Genomic DNA, 18,941 nt, shown 5'->3' with positions numbered 1-18,941 from the left:
ACAGCCCGGAAATCAGGTATTGGGAATTTTGATACGCTGGCCGATGCGCAGCTGATCATTTTTCAGTTCGTTGACGCGGCGCAGCTCGTTTATCGCCACGCCATTTTTAACGGCAATATCCGACAGGGTATCGCCACTGCGGATTACATAGGTATTAAATACCGGCGCACTGCCTTTCTGTGCAGCAAGTAAGGTTCCCCGTGGCGGGTGCTCGCGGAAATATCCGGTAATGCCGGCAAAAATCGCCCGCGCCATTTTTTTCTGATAACTACTGGTGCCCAGTTTGCGCGCTTCATCCGGGTTGGAAATAAAACCGGTTTCTACCAGCAGCGCCGGCATATCCGGAGCTTTCAACACCACGAAGGCGGCTTCTTCCACATGATTTTTGTGCAGCCGGGAAACGTTACCAATATTATCGAGAATATGAGTGCCGAGTTTCACGCTGGAATTGCGTTTGGCGGTCATGGATAAATCCAGCAGCGTCATTGCCAGATGGTCTTCTTTATCTTCCAGACTGACACCACCGATAAGATCCGATTCGTTCTCTTTATCGGCCAGCCAGCGCGCCGCTTCTGAGGTTGCTCCGCGCTCCGACAACACAAATACCGAGCTGCCATGGGCGCTCGGGTGTTTGAACGCATCGGCATGAATGGATACCAGAAAATCGGCATTGGCTTTACGCGCTTTTTCAGTACGTTCACGCAGACCGATATAGTAATCGCCGGTACGCACCATAAAAGGATGAAAGCCGTGCTCGGCAATCAGCAATCGCTGCAGTTCTTTGGAAATGGCCAGAACAACCTTTTTCTCATAAATACGGCCATGGCCAATCGCCCCCGGATCTTCGCCACCGTGGCCGGCATCAATAGCAATAATGATGTCGCGTTTATTGTCGGTATAAATATCGGCTTTTTTAACCGGCGCCACGATCTGGGCACCGACCTCACGCTCCAGATCAACCACCAGACGATGATTGGCATACACATTATTCGGCGCCAGCGGAAAGCTTTTCGGATTCAGCGGTTCGGTTACATCGAGCACGATGCGCACGTCATTACCATTGCGCTTGCCACTGCGGATACCACGGATGGACGTGGACTGCAGATCAACTTTCGCCAGATCGTTCAGCACTTTGGAGTCGGCCAGATCGATCACGACCCGGTCAGGATTGCTGAGGGTAAATATTTTATGTTCCGCCGGGCTGGATAAATCAAACACCAGCCGGGTTTTATCCGGCGACTGCCAGACCCGCACATCTTTAACGTCGGCATGCAGTGCCGGGCTGAGCAGCAACGGCAATACCAGCCCCAACAGGAAAACAGGCAGAAAAACAGGTTTCATGTCTGCTCAAACCCCTGCGCCAGTTTATCCAGAGCCTGCACCCAGCGCTGACCACGCTCACTGCCGGCCTGCCAGCTCAGTTCGCGGCAGTCACCCAGATCGTCGATATGCAGCACCAGATCGGCCGCTGGCAGAACACCGCGGCCTTTTTCGGCCCATTCAATTAAGCACAGCGCCTGGTTATCGAGATAATCGCGGATACCCATAAACTCCAGCTCTTCAGCATCGCCCAGACGATACAGATCGAAGTGGCAGACATGGCAGGCGGCCAGTGGATAATCTTCAACCAGAGTGTACGTCGGGCTTTTCACCGCGCCCTGATGCCCCAGCGCCTGAATCAGGCCACGGCTGAAAGTGGTTTTACCCGCCCCCAGCGTACCTTCCAGAAACAGCAGGCCGCCTTCGCTTAATACCGGCGCACAGGCCGCGGCAAAGGCCGTCATGGCGGATTCTCCGCACAGGCGAATGGTCATCAGTTAATCAGCTCCCGCAACATCATCATTAAATCGCTGGCCAGTAAACCACGCTGACCGTAACGTGCCGCCACCATATCAGCCGCAGCACTGTGCAAACAAACGCCATAACGCGCCGCCGCCCAGGGAGTCATGCCCTGCGCCAGCAACGCGGCAATCACGCCACTGAGCACGTCGCCCATACCGCCGCTGCTCATGCCCGGATTGCCATCAGTACACAGCGCCAGACGACCATCCGGCGCGGCAATCAGTGAACCTTGCCCTTTAAGGACCACCACCGCCTGATATTCCTGCGCCAGCTTGCGGGCCGCAGCAAAACGGTCGGCCTGCACTTCACCAATGCTGCAACCAAGCAGCCGTGCCGCTTCACCCGGATGCGGCGTGAGCACAGCATCACGGCCGGCAAAATCGCAACGCCAGCCCGGTGATGCAAGAATATTCAGGGCATCGGCATCCAGCAGCAGTGGTCGTTCATCACCTAAAACCTGCTGCAACAACAACTCTGACCAGCTGCTCTGCCCCAGTCCCGGCCCGACCGCCAGCACCGCCGCACGGCTGAGCAGCGGCTGTAATTCCAGACCGGACTCAACAGCACGAACCATCACCTCGGGACGACGCATCAGCAGTGGAGCCACATGTTCGGTACGGGTCGCACAACTGACCAGACCGGCGCCACAGCGAACTGCGGCTTCCGATGCCATGGCCACCGCACCGCCCATCCCCTGGTCGCCGCCGATCACCAGCACATGGCCGAACTCTCCTTTATGGGCATTACCAGGCCGTGCCGGTAAGCGCTGACCCAGACGATCCAGGCGATCCCAGCTGATGCGTTCGGCATCCGCCGGCAACTGGCGATACAGCAGCGGATCGACAGCCAGCGAAGCAAAGGCAATCGCGCCACTGACATCCGGTCCGGCCGCAGTCAGCATGCCGCGCTTCATGCCGATAAAAGTCACCGTCAGGCTGGCTTCCACGGCATTGCCCATAATGCGGCCAGTATCGGCATTCAGGCCGGAAGGCAGATCCAGCGCCAGTACATCAGCCCAGTGTTGGTTGATAGCGGCAATGGCCTGAGCATAATCACCACGAACCTCGGCGTTCAGACCGGTGCCCAGCAGCCCATCAACAATGACCCGCCCTTCGTAATCCAGTTCCCCACTGAAGACCTGCGGCTGCACCCCAGCCTCCAGCGCCATTGTCCGTGCCTGTTGCGCGCTGTCCGACTGCTGTTGCAGATCGCCCAGGGTATAAAAGCAAACGTCCATGCCGTGGTAACAGGCCAGCGCTGCCAGTACCCAGGCATCACCACCGTTATTGCCCGGTCCGGCAAAGACGCAGATCTGCTGCTCGTCCGGCCAGCGTTCCAGCAGGCAGGCAAAGGCCGCTTCACCGGCACGCGACATCAGTTCAAAACCACTGATGTTTTCCTGCTCTGTCGCCAGCCGGTCAAGCTCGCGCACCTGATCGGCGCGGTAGAGTTCACCCGGCAGATGATCCCTGGCGGTGTAAGGTCGATTCATCCCTTGGCTGCCTAATATGTTAAATTGCGCAAAATTATATAGAAGCTGAGCCTGAAGACGAACCCATGACAGAAAGATCGCCGGACAATGCACCGGATTACACAGATTTATCGCCGTCATGGGCCACATTACGCGCCCAGCTGCACAGCTGGGCAGAAGAACTGGGCTTTCAGCAACTGGGCATTACCGGCGTCGATCTGGGCGAGCATGAACAGCGCCTGCAGCAATGGCTCGCCGCCGGTTACCACGGTGAAATGGGCTATATGGCCGACCATGGCAATATGCGCTCGCGTCCGGCAGAGCTGTTGCCCGGCACCCTCCGGGTGATCAGCGTACGTATGGATTATCTGGCACCGGATATCCGCATCACCGATCAGCTGAGCGATAAAAATCAGGCCTATATTTCGCGTTACGCCCTCGGCCGCGATTATCACAAGCTGGTGCGCAAGCGCCTGACCGAGCTGGGTAAGCGCCTGCAACAGGCCGCCGGCGAGATGGGCTTCCGCGCCTTTGTCGACAGCGCGCCAGTGCTCGAACGGGCACTGGCCAACCGCGCCGGGCTTGGCTGGATCGGCAAGAACACCATGCTGATCAACCGCAAAGCCGGCTCGTATTTTTTCCTTGGCGAAATCCTCACCGACCTGCCGTTACCGATTGATGAACCTTATACTCAGGATCACTGCGGGCGCTGCACCGCCTGTCTGGATATCTGTCCGACCCAGGCGTTTGTCGGCCCGCATGTGCTGGATGCACGGCGCTGTATTTCTTATCTGACCATCGAGCTGAACGGGCCGATTCCTGAAGACCTGCGATCCGGCATCGGCAACCGTATCTTCGGCTGTGATGACTGCCAGATCGGCTGTCCCTGGAACCGTTTCAGCAACGCCAGCAAAGAAGGCGATTTCAGCCCACGCCACCAGCTCGACAAGGCCAGCCTGCTGCAACTGTTCGCCTGGGATGAAGCCACTTTTTTAAACCGCACCGAAGGCATGCCCATCCGCCGTACCGGTTACGAAAACTGGCTGCGCAATATCGCCGTTGCTCTGGGTAACGCGCCGCGCAGTCTGGAAGTGGCCGATGCCCTGCAACGCAGGAGGCCGCAGGTCAGCGCTCTGGTGCAGGAACATATCGACTGGGCACTGGCGCAGCAGCAACACCAGTAACCAGGCCAGCAACAACGCCTGTACAACGCGGAGAGAGTCGCCCTCCTGCGCCAGACTGTCTAAACTTGAACCATACCTGACGCTGCTCAGCTCTCAGTTGTTGGAGATTTTCATTATGACCACTGCCTTACTTCCTACATGCGAAAAGCAGCGTCTGCAGGCTCTGAAGGAACTGGACATTCTGTACCTGCCGCTGGAAGACCGGTTTAACCCGATAACACGCACCCTGTGCCGGTTATTTGATGTTCCGGTTGCCTACCTGTCACTGATTGATGATGAAAACCAGTGGTTTAAATCTATCCATGGTCTCGACCTGATCAACACCCCGCGTTCCGATGCGCTCTGTCAGCACACTCTGCTGGAAGACGAGTATCTGATCTGTGAAGACATGACCCAGGACCCGCGCTTCGCCGACAACCCCTACGTTACAGGCGCGCCTTATGCACGTTTTTATGCCGGATATCTGCTCAAAAGCCGTGATCAGAACGTCGGTACGCTGTGTATTATCGATACGAAACCACGCACATTCAGTCAAGACGACCTCAACGCTCTGGCTGATATCGCCAGCTGGGCGCAAACCGAACTTAACCTGACGCAAATCAGCGACGCCCACGTACAGCTGATCAGCGAACTGGACGAAGCCTATCAGCAGGCGCGGATCGACAGCCTGACCCGGCTGTGGAATCAGGGCACGATCAAACAGATTCTGCACCGTACCTTTCAGCGTCATCTGCTTAATCTGACACCTTTGTCGGTGCTGATGATCGATGCCGACCACTTTAAAAAAGTGAATGATACCTACGGCCACGCCGCCGGAGACAAGGTGCTGCAGAGCATTTCCTCAGCCCTGCGTCAGGCACTGCGGCCACAGGATGCGATTGGCCGTTATGGCGGTGAAGAGTTTCTGATTATTCTGGATGACTGCGAACCACGCCAGGCCGCAGAGCTGGCCAAACGGATCCTCAACCGCGTGCGCAACCTCCGCTTTCCCGATGTTGCTCCGGATCTGAAAATCACCCTCAGTATTGGTATTGCCGGCTCATCGGCGCGCGGACTGGAGAGCGAAACCGATCTGATGGATCTGGCCGATCAGGCATTATACCGGGCCAAAAATAATGGCCGGGATCAGATTTGTCTGCTGCTCGGCGAAGAAGCCGCAGACTGAATGCTCCTGCCGGTTATAAAAAAGCCCCGCAATCGCGTAATGCTGTTCACTTAACGTTTTAAATCATTTTGAAACGCCCAATGCCTCACAGGGGAACTTATCCCCTTGCCGGCGGGCCGACCCCAGCTTCGCGCTGTGCAGGACTTAATCCGCTCTGAATAATCCTGCGATCTCGGTAACGCGAATAATGGGCCATCCATGGCCCTATTCGCTCGCCCGGCATCCATGCCGTGACGTACCGGCGCAGCATTATTCAAACCGGCGTCCTGCAGGCGCATTGATTATTCCGCTAAGCGGCTTTTCAGAGCGGACATTGCTGTTCGATAAAAACGACGTTGCGGCTGGGATAAACCGCGCCTCTGGGCCCGCCGCCATGAGCGATGATTTTTACGATCTGGCTGGCATGGATGCCAGACAAGCGTATGTGGCCATGGATGCCCGATATACGCGTGGTCAGTAAAAAACGAGTGAATAAGGATTACGGGCCAGAAAGCGCAAAGCAGGGGCCCGGGGAGAAGTTCCCCGGATTGGGGCGCAGGGGCTTGCCCCGCAAAGGCTGTTCAAATGCAGTCAGCGCTGGCTGGTTGCTTAAGTGAACAGCATTACCCGCAATCGCGGGGCTTTTTATACGTGCAAGCGAAGCTACAACGCCAAAAAGTGCTCACGGTAGTGCTGCATCTCAGCAATCGACTCTTTGATATCATCCAGCGCCTGATGGCTGCCTTTCTTCTGGAAAGATGACACCGCCGACGGTTTCCAGCGCTTGGCCAGCTCTTTCAGCGTGGACACATCAATATTGCGATAGTGCATATAGGCTTCCAGCTCCGGCATATATTTCACCAGAAAACGGCGATCCTGATGAATGCTGTTACCGCACAGTGGTGAAGTACCCGGTTTCACATGCTGACGCAGAAATTCCAGCGTTAACCGCTCAGCGTCACGGGCATTGGTACTGCTGTTGCGCACCCGCTCGGTCAAGCCAGAGTTGCCGTGGGTTTTGGTATTCCACTCATCCATGGCATCGAGCAATACGTCGGGCTGATGAACCGCGAGCACCGGGCCTTCGGCAATAATGTTGAGGTTGCTGTCGGTGACTATGGTCGCGATTTCGATAATCACATCCTGCTCTGGCTCCAGACCGGTCATTTCCAGGTCCATCCAGACTAAATTTTCGTTTTGGCTCATAACGGCTTGCTCATAGATACATAGCGGCAGTTTAGCAACTTGCGCCAGCCCCGGCCAACACGGACAATGGCCGCCTTGCCCTCACTACAGCGAAGATTGATGAGCAAACGTAAACTGACCAAACGCCAGGCCTGGCGCGTGGAGAAAATCCAGGAAGAAAAAGCCAAACGCGCCCAGCAGAAAGAAAGCGGCATAGCCGAACAGCTGAATGCCGGCGAGCTGGGTGATGAGTGCGAAGGTCAGGTGATTGCGCACTTCGGCACTCAGGTGGAAATCGAAAGCCGCGCCGAAGGCGCTCAGCGTTACCGCTGCTATCTGCGCGCGAATCTGGGCTCTCTGGTCACCGGTGACCGTGTGGTATTCCGCCCGGGCGCTGAACACAATGGCGTACACTCCGGTGTTGTCGAAACGGTACTGCAACGCAGCTCCGAATTATCCCGCCCCAATCCTTATAACGAAATCAAACCCGTCGCCGCCAATATCGACTTTATTGTGCTGGTTGTAGCGCCGGAACCTGAGGCACACAGCAACCTGATTGACCGCTACCTGGTGGCCGCCGAAAACTGCGATATCGAGCCCATTATTCTGCTCAATAAAACCGACCTGCTGAATGACAGTAACCGTGGTCATTTTGACCAGCTGCTCGGTGCTTATGAAGATCTGGGCTACCGCACTCTGCGGGTATGCAGCAAAGACGACAGCAGTCTGAGTGAGCTGAAAGAATTCCTCAATGGCCGGATCAGCGTTTTTGTCGGCCAGTCGGGGGTTGGTAAGTCTTCATTAATTGCCACGCTGCTGCCGGGTGAAGAATTAAAAGTCGGTGCCTTGTCAGAAAATACCCGCAAAGGGAAACACACCACCACCACCGCACGCCTGTATCACTTTCCGGCTGGCGGTGATCTGATCGATTCCCCAGGAATCCGCGAATTTGGCCTGTGGCATATGAGCGAAGACGAAGTGCTGTATGGCTTCCGCGAATTACGCCCACTGGCTGGTTATTGCCGCTTCCGCGACTGCGCCCACGGCCAGGAGCCGGGTTGTGCGATCCGTACGGCGGTTGAAGAAGGCAAGGTTAAGCCCGAACGCTTCCAGAGTTATCAGCGTATCCTGCAGACCCTTACCGAACTCTGAGCTCGTCAGACCACTATTGCGCATAAAAAACGGCAGCCTCAGGCTGCCGTTTTTTATGCTGTTTCTGATGGCTCTGTGACTACCAGAACGCCTCATTTTTATTTGGCGGATTATCGTACGAGTTATCTTCCGACTCGCGTTTTTTACGCAGTTCTTCCAATAATGATCCGGCTTTATTAATCACCGGCTGACGGGCGTCACCCGGAGCCTGATTATTGCTGTCGATAAACTCCACCTGCGGCTCACCACCGGAACGGTCACGCACAGTCTCTTCCGATTTCCTGTTCAGCAGGGTAATGGAAATACGACGATTCACTTCATTACCCGGATCATCCGGCTTCAGTGGTGCGGTATCTCCCATGCCTATCACCTGAGCGATCTGCGATTTTGGCACCCCGGCTTCCATTAATGCCCGGCGTGCTGAATCCGCCCGCAGCGAAGATAAGCCCCAGTTGGCGTCATCCTCATCGCGGATGCCACCCATGCGGGATGAATCGGTGTGACCGGCAATGGATAAACGGTGTTCCATGGTGGCCAGTAACGGCGCCAGTTCCCACAGAATATCTTCAGAATAATATTTAAGCCGTGCACTGCCGGGATCAAACATCGGGCGTTTGGTCTGATCGACAATCTGCAGACGCAGACCTTCGGTGGTGATATCCAGCAGCAGCTGATTTTTGAACGGACTGAGGGTCGGACTGGCGTTAATCTGCGCTTCAATCTGCGCTTTCATATCTTCCATCCGTTTCTTCTCAATCGCTTCGGCCAGACTTTCAATTTCTTCGGCCTGCAGAATATCTTCCGGATCGATGGTTTCCGATTCCGAAACGTTATCCGACACAGAAGGAGAACCACCCAGATCAATGACGTATTTAGACGGCACTTTTTTGCCATCTTCAAAGGCTTTCGGGTCCTGAAAATACCCAGAGATAGCCGCGCGTTCCTGCTCATTGGACGAGTTAATGACCCACAGCACCAGAAACAGCGCCATCATCGCCAGAGCAAAGTCAGCCATGGCCACTTTCCAGGCGCCGCCATGGTCGTCATGCCGGCCCTTTTTCTTACGCCGGACAATAATATTCTGGTGAGGACCGAGATTTTCCATCAGCGACCACGAACCTTGCTTTCAACTTCGGTAAAGCTCGGACGGCCATGGGTAAACAATGACTTACGTCCAAACTCAACCGCAAGCTGTGGTGGCAAGCCGTTAAGAGAAGCAATGATGCAGGATTTACTGGCTTCGTAGAGTTTAATTTCTTCTTCTGCCAGGTGGCGCATGACCGCACTTACCGGGCCAACAATACCGTACGCCAGAAACACCCCGCTGAAGGTACCGACCAGAGCGGCGGCAACGTGCGCCCCGATTTCGCTGACCTCACCACCGATGGCACCCATGGTGATGACAATCCCCAGCACCGCCGCCACGATGCCAAAGCCCGGTAACGCATCGGCAACTTTACCCACCGCATTACCCGGTAATTCCAGTTCGTGCAGACGGGCATCAATTTCCTGATCCATCAGAGCTTCCAGTTCAAATGAGGTCAGGTTGCCGGCGGCAATAATACGGAAATAATCGGCAATAAAATGGGCCAGCTCTTCGTTCGCCTGAATCGCCGGATAACGGGAAAAAACCGCGCTGGACGCCGGGCTTTCAACATCGGCCTCAATCGCCATAATGCCTTCTCGCCGGGCTTTATTCAGGATGTCATAAATCAGGCCGAGTACATCCATATACATCGCCTTATTGACCTTACTGCCCATAATGACCTGCGGTGTCAGCCTGAAGCACTCCACCACCACATGCCACGGATTCGATAATAAAAAGGCTCCGAAGGCGGAACCACAAATAATCAGAATTTCGAAGGGCTGCCATAACGCCAGCAAATTGCCATGAGACATGACATAGCCGTACAGCACACTTCCGATTACGATCACCAGCCCAATTAAAAACAGCATTCACTAGAGTCCTTGGTGCAACAACTCCCGGAGGGAAGGATTAAGACTACAGGAGTCTCTGAATAACCCGGAAAGGCTCGTACACGACGGCAGAGATACAGGATGCCGAGCAAAGCCGAATGCCAGAGCCGAGAGCTGTGCAGGTTTATTCAGACACTTCTATAGTTAAGTAAAGGCTACAAACGGCTGTTACACAAACAGGGTCATGACACACTTATCGATAGCAAAACCACCGGCAACGCTCTGGCAGGCACTCGCAGAGTGTCATGACTTTCCTGTTCTGGAGGAATCGCGTGAGCGTATCCGCCAGCAAATGCATAACCGCAGCGTCAGCTTTGAAGACCTCGCCAGTTCGGTTGAGCGCGATCCGGCGCTCTGCCTGCATTTATTACGCCTTAGCGTGGAGCGCCATCCCGGCTGCAACGAGCAGATTTCAGGAGCTGCCAGCTGCCTGTCTCTGCTGGGTATGCAGGAACTGGTAAAGCTTATGAAGCAACTACCGGTAGTTTCGGCCGATACAGAAGATCCCGCCGCTCAGCTGTACCGCAATGCACTGTTAACGGCCCAACTGGCGGGTAATCTGGCGGCGTTATGGGCCGCCAGTAAAGGTAATACCTCCGTCAGCTATGCCCGCTGGAGCACCATGCTGAGCTCTGCTCCGCTATGGCTGGCACTGCTGCATTACCCACAGGCACAGAACTGGCTGCATTTGCTTGGCCGCGGGTATGAGTTGGGCGAAAGCACCCGCGCTGTTTTCGGCAACCAGCTCCCTGCCATACAGAAACTGAATAAACAGCTGTCACTGCCGGTTATGGCCGCAGCTTTATTTAATAAAGAAAACTGGCCAAGTGCTGAACAATGGCGGGTTTTGCGTCATCACGACCCCCGTGATCTGGACAATCAGCGCCCATTACTGCATCACTGCCAACAGCCGGCGATGATCAGTCTGATGGCCAACAGCCTCGCCTGGCACTGGCATATAGCCCCTGACGGTCGTCACAGCAAACGCTGGCAAACCCTGGTCAGCCATTGGCTGGGTAAACCTGAGCACATGCTGCAACCGGAACTGCGCCAATTGCAGGTACAAACCAGCAAGCAACAGCACAGCGGCATTGCTACCGGGCTGCAGCTGCTGCTCAGCCCGCAACCAACCGTCCACACATACCCCTGGATTGAGACAGAAAATGCCGCACCCAAGCAGCCCATGTCCGGGGAGCAAGCACAGCCTGATCATCAACGCAGGGCAACACCTGCCGTCAATGCAGAGCCGCAAGAGCGTCACAGCGACGATAAATACATGAAGAAACTGTTGCGCCAGCTGCAACAGGAACCCGACAGTTTCGGCGACTGGCACTATCTGATGCGCGGTATGCTGAAAGGGGTCTGCGCAGGTATCGGTCTGTCCAGCGCCTGTATTGCCCTGCTGAATAAAGACAGAACGGTTCTGAAAGTATTCTATGTTGAAGGCATGAGCGAGCAGGCGCCGATGCGGCGCTTTGCGGTCGATATGCGCAAGCCTTCACTGTTCAGCAAGCTGCTGGAAAAACAAGCCAGCCTGCTGCTTAACCGCGATAACCGCCAGCGCTTTCTGCAACATCTGCCACCGGCCACCTGCGAGCTGATTCCGGCCCAGACCATGATGATGTCGATTGATGCCGGAGCAGCGCCCATTGGCGTAATGATGGGCTTTGCTGCTGAGCATCAGCCGGAATTATCCCAGGCGGAATACATCAGCTTTAAAAACCTCTGCCAGGTATCCAGCCAGAGTCTGGCAATCCTGAAAACCAACACCGAAAAAAAGCGCCGCGCTGCCGGAAACAACAGCCAGTAAAGCCGCTTATGCATGCTGCGCCTGACATCCGTCCCCGGCTTGGATAAACTCTCGCCTTTATTATTCATACTGGCGGAGTTTTCCATGGCAGATTTTCCTCTGTTGCTGGAACCGGAAGCGCTGGCGGCGCAATTACCCCTGACGCCGGCCCAGGGCAAAGTCCTGATCATTGAGCAGGCTAAATACGAAGATTACCTGCAACAGCACATTCCCGGTGCCGTGCATCTGGATTTCAAACGCCTGCAATGCAGCGGCCAGCCGGCTCCCGGCAAGTTGCCGCCGGTTGAGCAGCTGTCTGAAGTATTCAGTGAACTGGGGCTGACCGCGGATACCCATGTTATCTGCTCCGACGATGAAGGCGGCGGCTGGGCCGGACGTCTGATCTGGGTGCTGGATATGATCGGTCACCAGCACTATTCCTATCTGAACGGCGGCATTGTTGCCTGGCGTGCAGCCGGCCTGCCGACCGAAAGTGGTGAACATAAAGTACAGGCGTCCGGCTATCAGGTGGGCGCACTGCACCATGAATTTGCACTGGATAAAGAGCAGATTATCGCCCGTATCGGCCAGCCGGATTTTGCCATCTGGGATGCCCGCTCAGCGGCGGAATACAGCGGCGAAAAAGTAATTTCACAACGCGGCGGACATATCCCCGGCGCGGTGAACTACGAGTGGACGCTGGGAATGGATAAATCCCGCGGTCTGCGCATTAACGAACTGAACGGCTTCCGTCAGTTACTGGCAGAGATGGGCATCGATAGCAGCAAAGAAATCGCCACCCACTGTCAGACCCATCACCGTTCCGGCTTTACCTATCTGGTCGGAAAAATTCTTGGCCTGAACATCAAAGGCTATGCCGGCTCCTGGTCCGAATGGGGCAACGACCCGGCCACTCCTGTCAGCACTGGCAGCCAACCCTGAGGAATCCCATGTCATTTAAAGATCAAGCCTTTATCGGCGCCCAGTATCTGTTACCACAACACCTGCTATCCCGTGCTGTTGGCTGGCTGGCCAGCTGTGAAACCAGCTGGATCAAAAATCCGCTGATCCGTGCCTTTATCGATCAGTACGACGTCAACATGAACGAAGCGCAGCGTAAAACCGCCGAGGAATTCCGCTGCTTTAACGACTTCTTCACGCGCGAGCTGGAAGACGGCGCACGCACCATCGCCAGCGGTGATGATGTGATTGTTTCTCCGGCCGATGGTGCGGTGTCCCAGCTGGGGCCAATTGAAAACGGCCGTATTTTCCAGGCTAAAGGTCAGGATTACTCGCTGATCGAACTGCTTGGTGGTGACACCCAGCGCGCAGAACCCTTTATGGGCGGCGAGTTCGCGACTATTTACCTGTCGCCAAAGGATTATCACCGCGTGCATATGCCAGTGACCGGCACGCTGCGTGAAGTGGTTTATGTGCCGGGCGACCTGTTTTCAGTGAACAAAACCACCGCCGAAAATGTTCCGCGTCTGTTTGCCCGTAATGAGCGTCTGGTTGCCATCTTCGATACCGAGCATGGCCCGATGGCGATGGTGCTGGTTGGTGCCATGATTGTGGCCGCGATTGAAACCGTCTGGGCCGGACTGATTACCCCGCCGAAACGTCAGCTGAAAGTCACCGACTTCACTAACCCGCAGCCAGTCACGCTGCAGAAAGGTGAAGAAATGGGTCGCTTCCTGCTCGGTTCGACCGTTGTCCTGTGCTTCGGCAAGGACAAAATCGACTGGCTGGATCAGCTCAAAGCCGACTCGCCGCTGCGCATGGGCGAAGCCATCGCCAAGGCCGACTGACGGCACGGGCCAACCGTAATCCGACTGCTCCGGGCACAAACCCGGAGCGGTATCGCATGAACTCTCACCTCACCTCTCCGGCCTGATTGCACAAACTGCGACGTGCAGCACGGCTTTTCCGATCTCTGCACGTAATCATGACCAGCAGCAATAATAGATACATATTTATCAACAATACTGTGGGCAGTCCTGCGCTGTGCGGGGTAAGCTCCTGAACTCCTGATCAGATTATGAATTACTGCAGCAGTAGGTAAGCCATGTACATTGATACCGCTTCAACGTCCGATATTTCAGCCCTGTGTGATCTGGCTTCATTGCTGAATGAGCAGGAAGGTGACTTTTTCGGCCAGCGCACACAGCAGGTGCGTCGCCTGGGAAATCTGCTGCTGGCGAAGGATCATGCACTGGTTCTCTGCATCCGCGATCAGGATGACATCATTGCCATGCTCACCCTGAACAGCCTTAACCCCGGCAACGACGAGCCAGCTATTATGTTGCTGAATGAAATCGTGGTTCTGCCTGCCTACCGTGGCCAGGGAGCCGGCAGCACCCTGCTGCAGGGCGCGATCAATCACGCCAGGCAGGCGGGTTGGAAGCAAATTGTTGTCCGTCTGACCGACATCAGCCCACTGACAGAACAATTGCTTTCACGCTTTGGTTTCAGCCAGACAGCCGTTCAGGGCATGGTACTGAACCTGAACAGCAATCAGACCGCACAGTCTGTTGCCTGACTCAGGCACGGCTCCAGTCAAAACTCAGTACATCGGCAATATTGCCGCTGTCCTGAATCACCATTAATAAACGGTCCAGTCCCATTGCCACGCCGGCACAGTCTGGCAAGCCATGCTTCAGTGCCGCCAGCAAATATTCATCAATCGGACGGCCGCCGGCTTCCTGTGCAAAACGCCGCCGCTGTTCTTCCGCATCAGTCAGCTCATAATACCCATTGGCCAGCTCAGCACCGTTGAAATACAACTCGAAACGCTGTGCCACCGCGACACCGTCAGCGTTGTTACTGACCCGTGCCAATGCCGCCTGTGAAGCAGGAAAGTCGTCGATAAACACCAGAGTATCCGCCGGCAGAGAAGGTTCCACCTGATGACTCATAATCACATCCAGCCAGCCATCGCGACTGAGCTGCAGGTCCTGCCCCGCCAGTTGCCGGCCCAGAACAGCAATCTGCTCATCACCGGCAGCATGAACTTCCAGCCCGGCATAACGGTTCATGGCCTCGCCATAGCTCAGGTTAAGCCGTGGCAGGTGCGGGTAACGGGCCGACAATAACTGCGTCACAAGCTCAGCAACTTCATCCATTAACTGTCGGTGATCAAAGCCTACCCGGTACCATTCCAGCATGCTGAATTCCGGATTATGCCGCCGCCCGGCTTCACCTCGACGGAATACCCGCGCAATCTGAAAAATATCGCCACTGCCGGCACACAACAGACGCTTCATCGCATATTCAGGCGAAGTCTGCAGCCAGCGCTGCTCGCTGGTGCACATGGGCTCGATATTCGGATCTGAGACTGGTGCTGAGGCCAGGACCGGGGTTTCGACTTCGAGTACATCGCGGGCAGCAAAAAACTGCCGGATTTGTTGATTTACCCGGGCACGGGCACGCAGCGCATGCATTGCGGCAGAAGGTTGCCAGTTCATGAGTTACCTGTTGATGTCGTTATAAAAAACATAAAAAAGACACAAAAAAGGGAGCCGCAAAGCTCCCCTGTAACAGCATCAAGAGCTCAGGCGCGGCTGACGTAGTCGCCGCTGCGGGTGTCGATACGCAGCTTGTCACCGATATTGATAAACAGCGGCACTTTAACCACAGCACCGGTGGTCAGCGTGGCCGGCTTGTTGCCACCCTGAGCGGTATCGCCTTTCAGTCCCGGATCGGTTTCCACCACTTCCAGCTCAACAAAGTTTGGTGGAGCGACGGTCAGTACAGCACCGTTGAACAGAGTGATGGTGTAGATTTCCTGTTCTTTCAGCCACTTCACAGTATCGCCCAGCGCTTCCTGCGAGGCAGCATGCTGTTCAAAAGAACCGTCGGTGGCCATGAAATGCCAGAATTCGCCGTCGTTGTAGAGATATTCCATCTCCAGTTCCATCACATCGGCGCCTTCCAGCGAATCACCCGATTTGAAGGTTTTTTCCACCACACGGCCATTACGCAGATTGCGCAATTTAACGCGGTTAAACGCCTGGCCTTTACCCGGCTTAACGTATTCGTTATCCAGAATGGAACAGGGCTCGCCATCCAGCATGACTTTAAGACCTGATTTAAATTCGTTGGTAGAATAATTCGCCATGTAATAACCCGTTTTAAATTAATCGCTTCTTAGGAATTCATATCAAGTTGCCTATCATAACGCGATCTGCCGCCGCTGTTGAGGGCGAAGACTGGCAGCAGATTCTGGCCCAGGCATTCCGCCGTCCTCAGGAACTGCTGGAATACCTCAATCTGCCACTGTCAGAGATGCCCGAGCGCCTGCAGGCCTGCCGGGAATTCAGCATGCTGGTACCCCGGACCTATGCCGCACTGATGCAAAGCGGCGACGCCGCCGATCCCCTGTTATTGCAGGTACTGCCGCAGGCTACGGAAAACGAACACAAACCGGGCTATATCACCGACCCGCTGGCGGAAAAAGACACCAATATCCAGCCAGGAATTATTCACAAATACCGCGGCCGGGTACTGCTGCTGGCCACCAGTGGCTGTGCCGTTAACTGCCGCTATTGTTTCCGCCGCCACTTTGCCTATGGTGAAAACCGCATCGGCCGCAAACAGTGGGCAGAAGCTCTGAGCTATGTTGCAGCCGATACCAGCATCAGCGAAGTGATCCTCAGCGGCGGTGATCCGCTGTTGCTGCAGGACGACGCTCTGCAGGAACTGGTCATGCTGACAGAAGCCATTCCCCATGTGCGCCGCCTGCGTATTCACAGCCGCCTGCCGGTCGTGATTCCGCAGCGCCTGACACCGGCACTGCAAAGCCTGCTGAGTAACAGCCGCCTGCAGGTCAGCATGGTTTTGCATATCAACCACCCGACCGAACTCAGTGACGCCCTGCGCCAGCCATTACAGGCACTGCGCCAAAATGGCATCACCCTGCTGAACCAGGCCGTTTTACTGAGAAAAGTGAACGACAACCTCGGTATTCTGTCTGATTTAAGCGAACGGTTGTTTGAATTTGGGGTGCTGCCTTATTACCTTCACCTGCTTGATCCCGTGCGGGGGGCTCATCACTTTGACCTGAGCGAGCAAGAGGCCGTTTTACTGTACCGGCAATTGCTGGCAGAACTACCCGGTTATCTGGTTCCGCGCCTGGTTCGTGAAGAGGCTGGCAAAGCCAACAAGTCCCCAATCAACCTCGACAGGTAAACGGATATTGCCTATAAGGAAGTAGGCTTTTGCTATGAATCACATGCACTTACAGCAAAGTCGCTATACTGTGTTTGAGGTTCGGCAAAAATCTGCCGAATGAAAAACTTTGGTTTAATCAACAGCAGGATTGCATGGAAAGCCCAAAAACACCGATAAAACTGCACATTCCGACCACACCACTCGCGCAACCATCATTCTGCGCGGGTAATGTCGAGAGTGTTACACAGTGGGCTAAAGAATTACCGATGGCGAACACCGGTGAGGCCGCGCGTCAGTTATATCAGGCAATCCGTGAACTGAATCAATGGAATACCGACCCCTTACTGCGCTTTAAAGTGCTGGAAGTGGTGCGTCCCTACATCTATTCCATCTGCACCCTGCTGAATAAACATTTTCTGCAGTCGTCCATATCACTGAACGATAAGCAGCTGAAAATCGCCAACCTCAGTCAGGCGCTGCAGGGGCATCTGGCCACCGGCTATAAGATGGTTGTCGCGCACAGCATCAGCCGCGTTGCACCAGCCGATAAGCCATCAAAAGTCGTTACTCTGGCAATCCACCGCGCAATTTCCGATACCAATCAGACCATACTGCGTGCTTTCCAACTCTATTGTCAGCCACCGGAGCACGCCTGGCTGGAAGTGAACCAGCTCTATCTGCTGGCCGAAATGCACAAGCTGCTTGCTTTTAAAGTCAGCGATCGCCAGACCCGTTTTTTATCCACATCCACCATTCAGGATGTGTATATCCGCGCTCATCTGCTGGGGACCGCGAAACCGAACAACCTGCGTCAACAGGACCTGGCTCAGCTATACGATGCCAGCGAATTATGGGCAGAGTTTGCTTCACTGTCAGGCGCCGACGATGAAAGCGCCCTGTTTATTATTAACCTGCACCGTGACCGTCCGGGGCAGTACCGTCAGCATCTGCGTGACGCTCAGAAACCGTTATTCCGCAGCCTGAATACCGCGCAACTGGTACAGGCGCTGAAACACTGGGCTGCCAACCCGAATGGCGCCCATCAGATCACGGTTCCCGGCAAACTCAGCGATAACCTTTTGTCCCATGCCATTCAGTCCTGGGGCATTCACTGGCAGCGCTCCTTCCGCCGTGCAGCAACTGAAGGCCAGCTGCGTATTTGTATCGGACTTTCTGCAACCCACTATTACAGCGGTGGTCAGCAGGATTTCGAAAAAATGCTGACATCTGTTAAACCCAAGACTCTGGAAGGCGAGGTTGAACGCAGCGTTGATGTCGGTAAAGCCAGCAGCGAAGGCGATGTCTGGGCAAATGCATTCGATGCCGGCGGCGCCCGTATTGCCGAAAATACCGCACTGAATATTGATGCCATTGAATTCATCAATAAACACAAAGCGCAGGAAGAAAGCAGTGACGAAGTCACCACAAAATACCCTGCACATCAGGTCGACCTGATCAACACCAGTCCGGGTGGTTATTGCATTCACTGGAACGGAGAAGTACCGGCCAGTATTCAGGCAGGCGAACTGCTGGGTATTCAGGAGCGCGGGGTCAAACACTGGTCGATTGGTGTTATCCGCTGGATCCGCCACCTGCGTGATCAGGGAACCCAGCTTGGGGTTGAACTGTTAGCTCCGAAGGCCGAAGTTGGTGCTGCGCGGCTGTTGCAGAAAACCGGCAGTAACGGTCCGTTTATGAGAGCCCTGCTGCTGCCTGCCATCAAAGCCATTGCTCAGCCAGCGACTTTACTGTTACCCCGCATCCCTTTCCGCACCGGCAACAAGGTGGAATTAATGTATCCTGAATTGCAGGGGCGTTATCAGCTGACCAAACGACTGACATCAACCAGCAGTTTCAGTCAGTTCCAGTTCCGCAGTGCCGGCGCCGCCAGTCAGGCGCAATCTTCAGGTATGCAACAGACTCCGGAACTGGGCGAAGATGATTTTGATTCCATCTGGAACAAACTCTGAGCACAAACACCACCATCTGATTGTTTTAAGATGACTAACTGACGCTTTTGTCACACCT

At 55.1% G+C, this 18,941-nt stretch carries 17 protein-coding genes; 9 read left to right on the top strand and 8 right to left on the bottom strand.

Going from position 1 to position 18,941, the window contains the following annotated elements; translation table 11 throughout:
* Positions 1-12: 12 nt before the first annotated feature.
* From HUF19_RS03155 to HUF19_RS03145, 3 genes are read right to left on the bottom strand one after another with little or no spacing between them, the layout of a single operon-like run.
* Positions 13-1,341, bottom strand: a complete 1,329-nt coding sequence (locus tag HUF19_RS03155; protein ID WP_260998457.1) for an N-acetylmuramoyl-L-alanine amidase — start codon at positions 1,339-1,341, stop codon at positions 13-15.
* The gene (tsaE, locus tag HUF19_RS03150; RefSeq protein WP_260998456.1) at positions 1,338-1,814 is read right to left on the bottom strand and encodes a tRNA (adenosine(37)-N6)-threonylcarbamoyltransferase complex ATPase subunit type 1 TsaE; all 477 of its coding nucleotides are present in this window, start codon (positions 1,812-1,814) and stop codon (positions 1,338-1,340) included. The genes HUF19_RS03155 and tsaE overlap by 4 nt, the downstream gene beginning before the upstream one ends.
* Positions 1,814-3,334 (bottom strand): NAD(P)H-hydrate dehydratase, encoded by a 1,521-nt coding sequence (locus HUF19_RS03145; protein WP_260998455.1) that lies wholly within the window; start codon positions 3,332-3,334, stop codon positions 1,814-1,816. Before HUF19_RS03145 ends, tsaE begins: the two co-directional genes overlap by 1 nt.
* A gap of 65 nt (positions 3,335-3,399) precedes the next feature.
* Here HUF19_RS03145 and queG point away from each other — a divergent pair, with 65 nt between their 5' ends.
* Positions 3,400-4,497, top strand: coding sequence for a tRNA epoxyqueuosine(34) reductase QueG (gene queG, locus HUF19_RS03140; protein WP_260998454.1), 1,098 nt, complete (start codon positions 3,400-3,402; stop codon positions 4,495-4,497).
* Between the two features lie 115 nt (positions 4,498-4,612).
* Positions 4,613-5,662 carry a sensor domain-containing diguanylate cyclase gene (locus HUF19_RS03135; RefSeq protein WP_260998453.1) on the top strand — a complete coding sequence of 350 codons (1,050 nt, stop codon included), beginning with the start codon at positions 4,613-4,615 and terminating at the stop codon, positions 5,660-5,662.
* Between the two features lie 642 nt (positions 5,663-6,304).
* On the opposite strand, the gene orn is transcribed toward HUF19_RS03135, so the two are convergent.
* Positions 6,305-6,847: an oligoribonuclease gene (gene orn / locus HUF19_RS03130; protein ID WP_260998452.1), complete on the bottom strand. Its 543-nt coding sequence runs from the start codon at positions 6,845-6,847 to the stop codon at positions 6,305-6,307.
* A 99-nt stretch (positions 6,848-6,946) separates the two neighbouring features.
* Here orn and rsgA point away from each other — a divergent pair, with 99 nt between their 5' ends.
* Positions 6,947-7,978, top strand: a complete 1,032-nt coding sequence (gene rsgA / locus HUF19_RS03125; RefSeq protein ID WP_260998451.1) for a small ribosomal subunit biogenesis GTPase RsgA — start codon at positions 6,947-6,949, stop codon at positions 7,976-7,978.
* 79 nt (positions 7,979-8,057) lie between these two features.
* Here the strand turns inward: rsgA and HUF19_RS03120 are convergent, their stop codons facing one another.
* A complete protein-coding gene (locus tag HUF19_RS03120) occupies positions 8,058-9,083 on the bottom strand; it encodes a flagellar motor protein MotB (protein ID WP_260998450.1) in 1,026 nt (341 codons plus the stop codon).
* Complete coding sequence (motA, locus tag HUF19_RS03115; RefSeq protein ID WP_260998449.1) at positions 9,083-9,934, bottom strand: flagellar motor stator protein MotA; 852 nt, start codon at positions 9,932-9,934, stop codon at positions 9,083-9,085. The genes HUF19_RS03120 and motA overlap by 1 nt, the downstream gene beginning before the upstream one ends.
* A gap of 205 nt (positions 9,935-10,139) precedes the next feature.
* On the opposite strand from motA, the gene HUF19_RS03110 reads away from it, so the two are divergent.
* The 4 genes from HUF19_RS03110 (at position 10,140) to HUF19_RS03095 (ending at position 14,283) form a co-directional block, all read left to right on the top strand.
* Positions 10,140-11,765, top strand: a complete 1,626-nt coding sequence (locus tag HUF19_RS03110) for an HDOD domain-containing protein (protein WP_260998448.1) — start codon at positions 10,140-10,142, stop codon at positions 11,763-11,765.
* Positions 11,766-11,849: 84 nt separating this feature from the next.
* Positions 11,850-12,686, top strand: a complete 837-nt coding sequence (locus tag HUF19_RS03105) for a sulfurtransferase (RefSeq protein WP_260998447.1) — start codon at positions 11,850-11,852, stop codon at positions 12,684-12,686.
* A gap of 8 nt (positions 12,687-12,694) precedes the next feature.
* Positions 12,695-13,552: an archaetidylserine decarboxylase gene (asd, locus tag HUF19_RS03100; RefSeq protein WP_145469877.1), complete on the top strand. Its 858-nt coding sequence runs from the start codon at positions 12,695-12,697 to the stop codon at positions 13,550-13,552.
* 257 nt (positions 13,553-13,809) lie between these two features.
* Entirely contained in the window at positions 13,810-14,283 is a 474-nt protein-coding gene (locus HUF19_RS03095; RefSeq protein ID WP_260998446.1) for a GNAT family N-acetyltransferase, read from the top strand.
* A 1-nt stretch (position 14,284) separates the two neighbouring features.
* Here the strand turns inward: HUF19_RS03095 and epmA are convergent, their stop codons facing one another.
* Both epmA and efp read right to left on the bottom strand, forming a co-directional pair.
* Positions 14,285-15,208 carry an EF-P lysine aminoacylase EpmA gene (epmA, locus tag HUF19_RS03090; protein ID WP_260998445.1) on the bottom strand — a complete coding sequence of 308 codons (924 nt, stop codon included), beginning with the start codon at positions 15,206-15,208 and terminating at the stop codon, positions 14,285-14,287.
* A gap of 86 nt (positions 15,209-15,294) precedes the next feature.
* On the bottom strand, positions 15,295-15,861 hold the full coding sequence (gene efp / locus HUF19_RS03085; RefSeq protein WP_145469881.1) for an elongation factor P: 567 nt from the start codon (positions 15,859-15,861) through the stop codon (positions 15,295-15,297).
* A gap of 47 nt (positions 15,862-15,908) precedes the next feature.
* Between efp and epmB the strand changes: the two genes are divergently transcribed.
* Complete coding sequence (epmB, locus tag HUF19_RS03080; protein WP_260998444.1) at positions 15,909-16,931, top strand: EF-P beta-lysylation protein EpmB; 1,023 nt, start codon at positions 15,909-15,911, stop codon at positions 16,929-16,931.
* A 134-nt stretch (positions 16,932-17,065) separates the two neighbouring features.
* Positions 17,066-18,883, top strand: coding sequence for a cyclic-di-GMP receptor FimW-related protein (locus tag HUF19_RS03075; protein WP_260998443.1), 1,818 nt, complete (start codon positions 17,066-17,068; stop codon positions 18,881-18,883).
* The last annotated feature ends 58 nt before the right edge of the window (positions 18,884-18,941 follow it).

This window comes from Thalassolituus hydrocarboniclasticus (assembly GCF_025345565.1).
Taxonomy (GTDB): Bacteria; Pseudomonadota; Gammaproteobacteria; order Pseudomonadales; family Oceanobacteraceae; genus Venatoribacter; species Venatoribacter hydrocarboniclasticus.
The sequence above is the reverse complement of the archived record's forward strand: the minus strand, read 5'-3'. Positions and strand labels throughout refer to the sequence as shown.

What these genes read in the sequence shown, in the direction of transcription:
- efp (WP_145469881.1), bottom strand. Translation starts at nt 15,861, where the DNA reads ATGGCGAATTATTCTACCAACGAATTTAAATCAGGTCTTAAAGTCATG.
- HUF19_RS03105 (WP_260998447.1), top strand. Translation starts at nt 11,850, where the DNA reads ATGGCAGATTTTCCTCTGTTGCTGGAACCGGAAGCGCTGGCGGCGCAA.
- asd (WP_145469877.1), top strand. Translation starts at nt 12,695, where the DNA reads ATGTCATTTAAAGATCAAGCCTTTATCGGCGCCCAGTATCTGTTACCA.
- HUF19_RS03120 (WP_260998450.1), bottom strand. Translation starts at nt 9,083, where the DNA reads ATGGAAAATCTCGGTCCTCACCAGAATATTATTGTCCGGCGTAAGAAA.
- rsgA (WP_260998451.1), top strand. Translation starts at nt 6,947, where the DNA reads ATGAGCAAACGTAAACTGACCAAACGCCAGGCCTGGCGCGTGGAGAAA.
- HUF19_RS03095 (WP_260998446.1), top strand. Translation starts at nt 13,810, where the DNA reads ATGTACATTGATACCGCTTCAACGTCCGATATTTCAGCCCTGTGTGAT.
- tsaE (WP_260998456.1), bottom strand. Translation starts at nt 1,814, where the DNA reads ATGACCATTCGCCTGTGCGGAGAATCCGCCATGACGGCCTTTGCCGCG.
- HUF19_RS03155 (WP_260998457.1), bottom strand. Translation starts at nt 1,341, where the DNA reads ATGAAACCTGTTTTTCTGCCTGTTTTCCTGTTGGGGCTGGTATTGCCG.
- queG (WP_260998454.1), top strand. Translation starts at nt 3,400, where the DNA reads ATGACAGAAAGATCGCCGGACAATGCACCGGATTACACAGATTTATCG.
- HUF19_RS03110 (WP_260998448.1), top strand. Translation starts at nt 10,140, where the DNA reads ATGACACACTTATCGATAGCAAAACCACCGGCAACGCTCTGGCAGGCA.
- HUF19_RS03145 (WP_260998455.1), bottom strand. Translation starts at nt 3,334, where the DNA reads ATGAATCGACCTTACACCGCCAGGGATCATCTGCCGGGTGAACTCTAC.
- HUF19_RS03075 (WP_260998443.1), top strand. Translation starts at nt 17,066, where the DNA reads ATGGAAAGCCCAAAAACACCGATAAAACTGCACATTCCGACCACACCA.
- motA (WP_260998449.1), bottom strand. Translation starts at nt 9,934, where the DNA reads ATGCTGTTTTTAATTGGGCTGGTGATCGTAATCGGAAGTGTGCTGTAC.
- epmA (WP_260998445.1), bottom strand. Translation starts at nt 15,208, where the DNA reads ATGAACTGGCAACCTTCTGCCGCAATGCATGCGCTGCGTGCCCGTGCC.
- orn (WP_260998452.1), bottom strand. Translation starts at nt 6,847, where the DNA reads ATGAGCCAAAACGAAAATTTAGTCTGGATGGACCTGGAAATGACCGGT.
- HUF19_RS03135 (WP_260998453.1), top strand. Translation starts at nt 4,613, where the DNA reads ATGACCACTGCCTTACTTCCTACATGCGAAAAGCAGCGTCTGCAGGCT.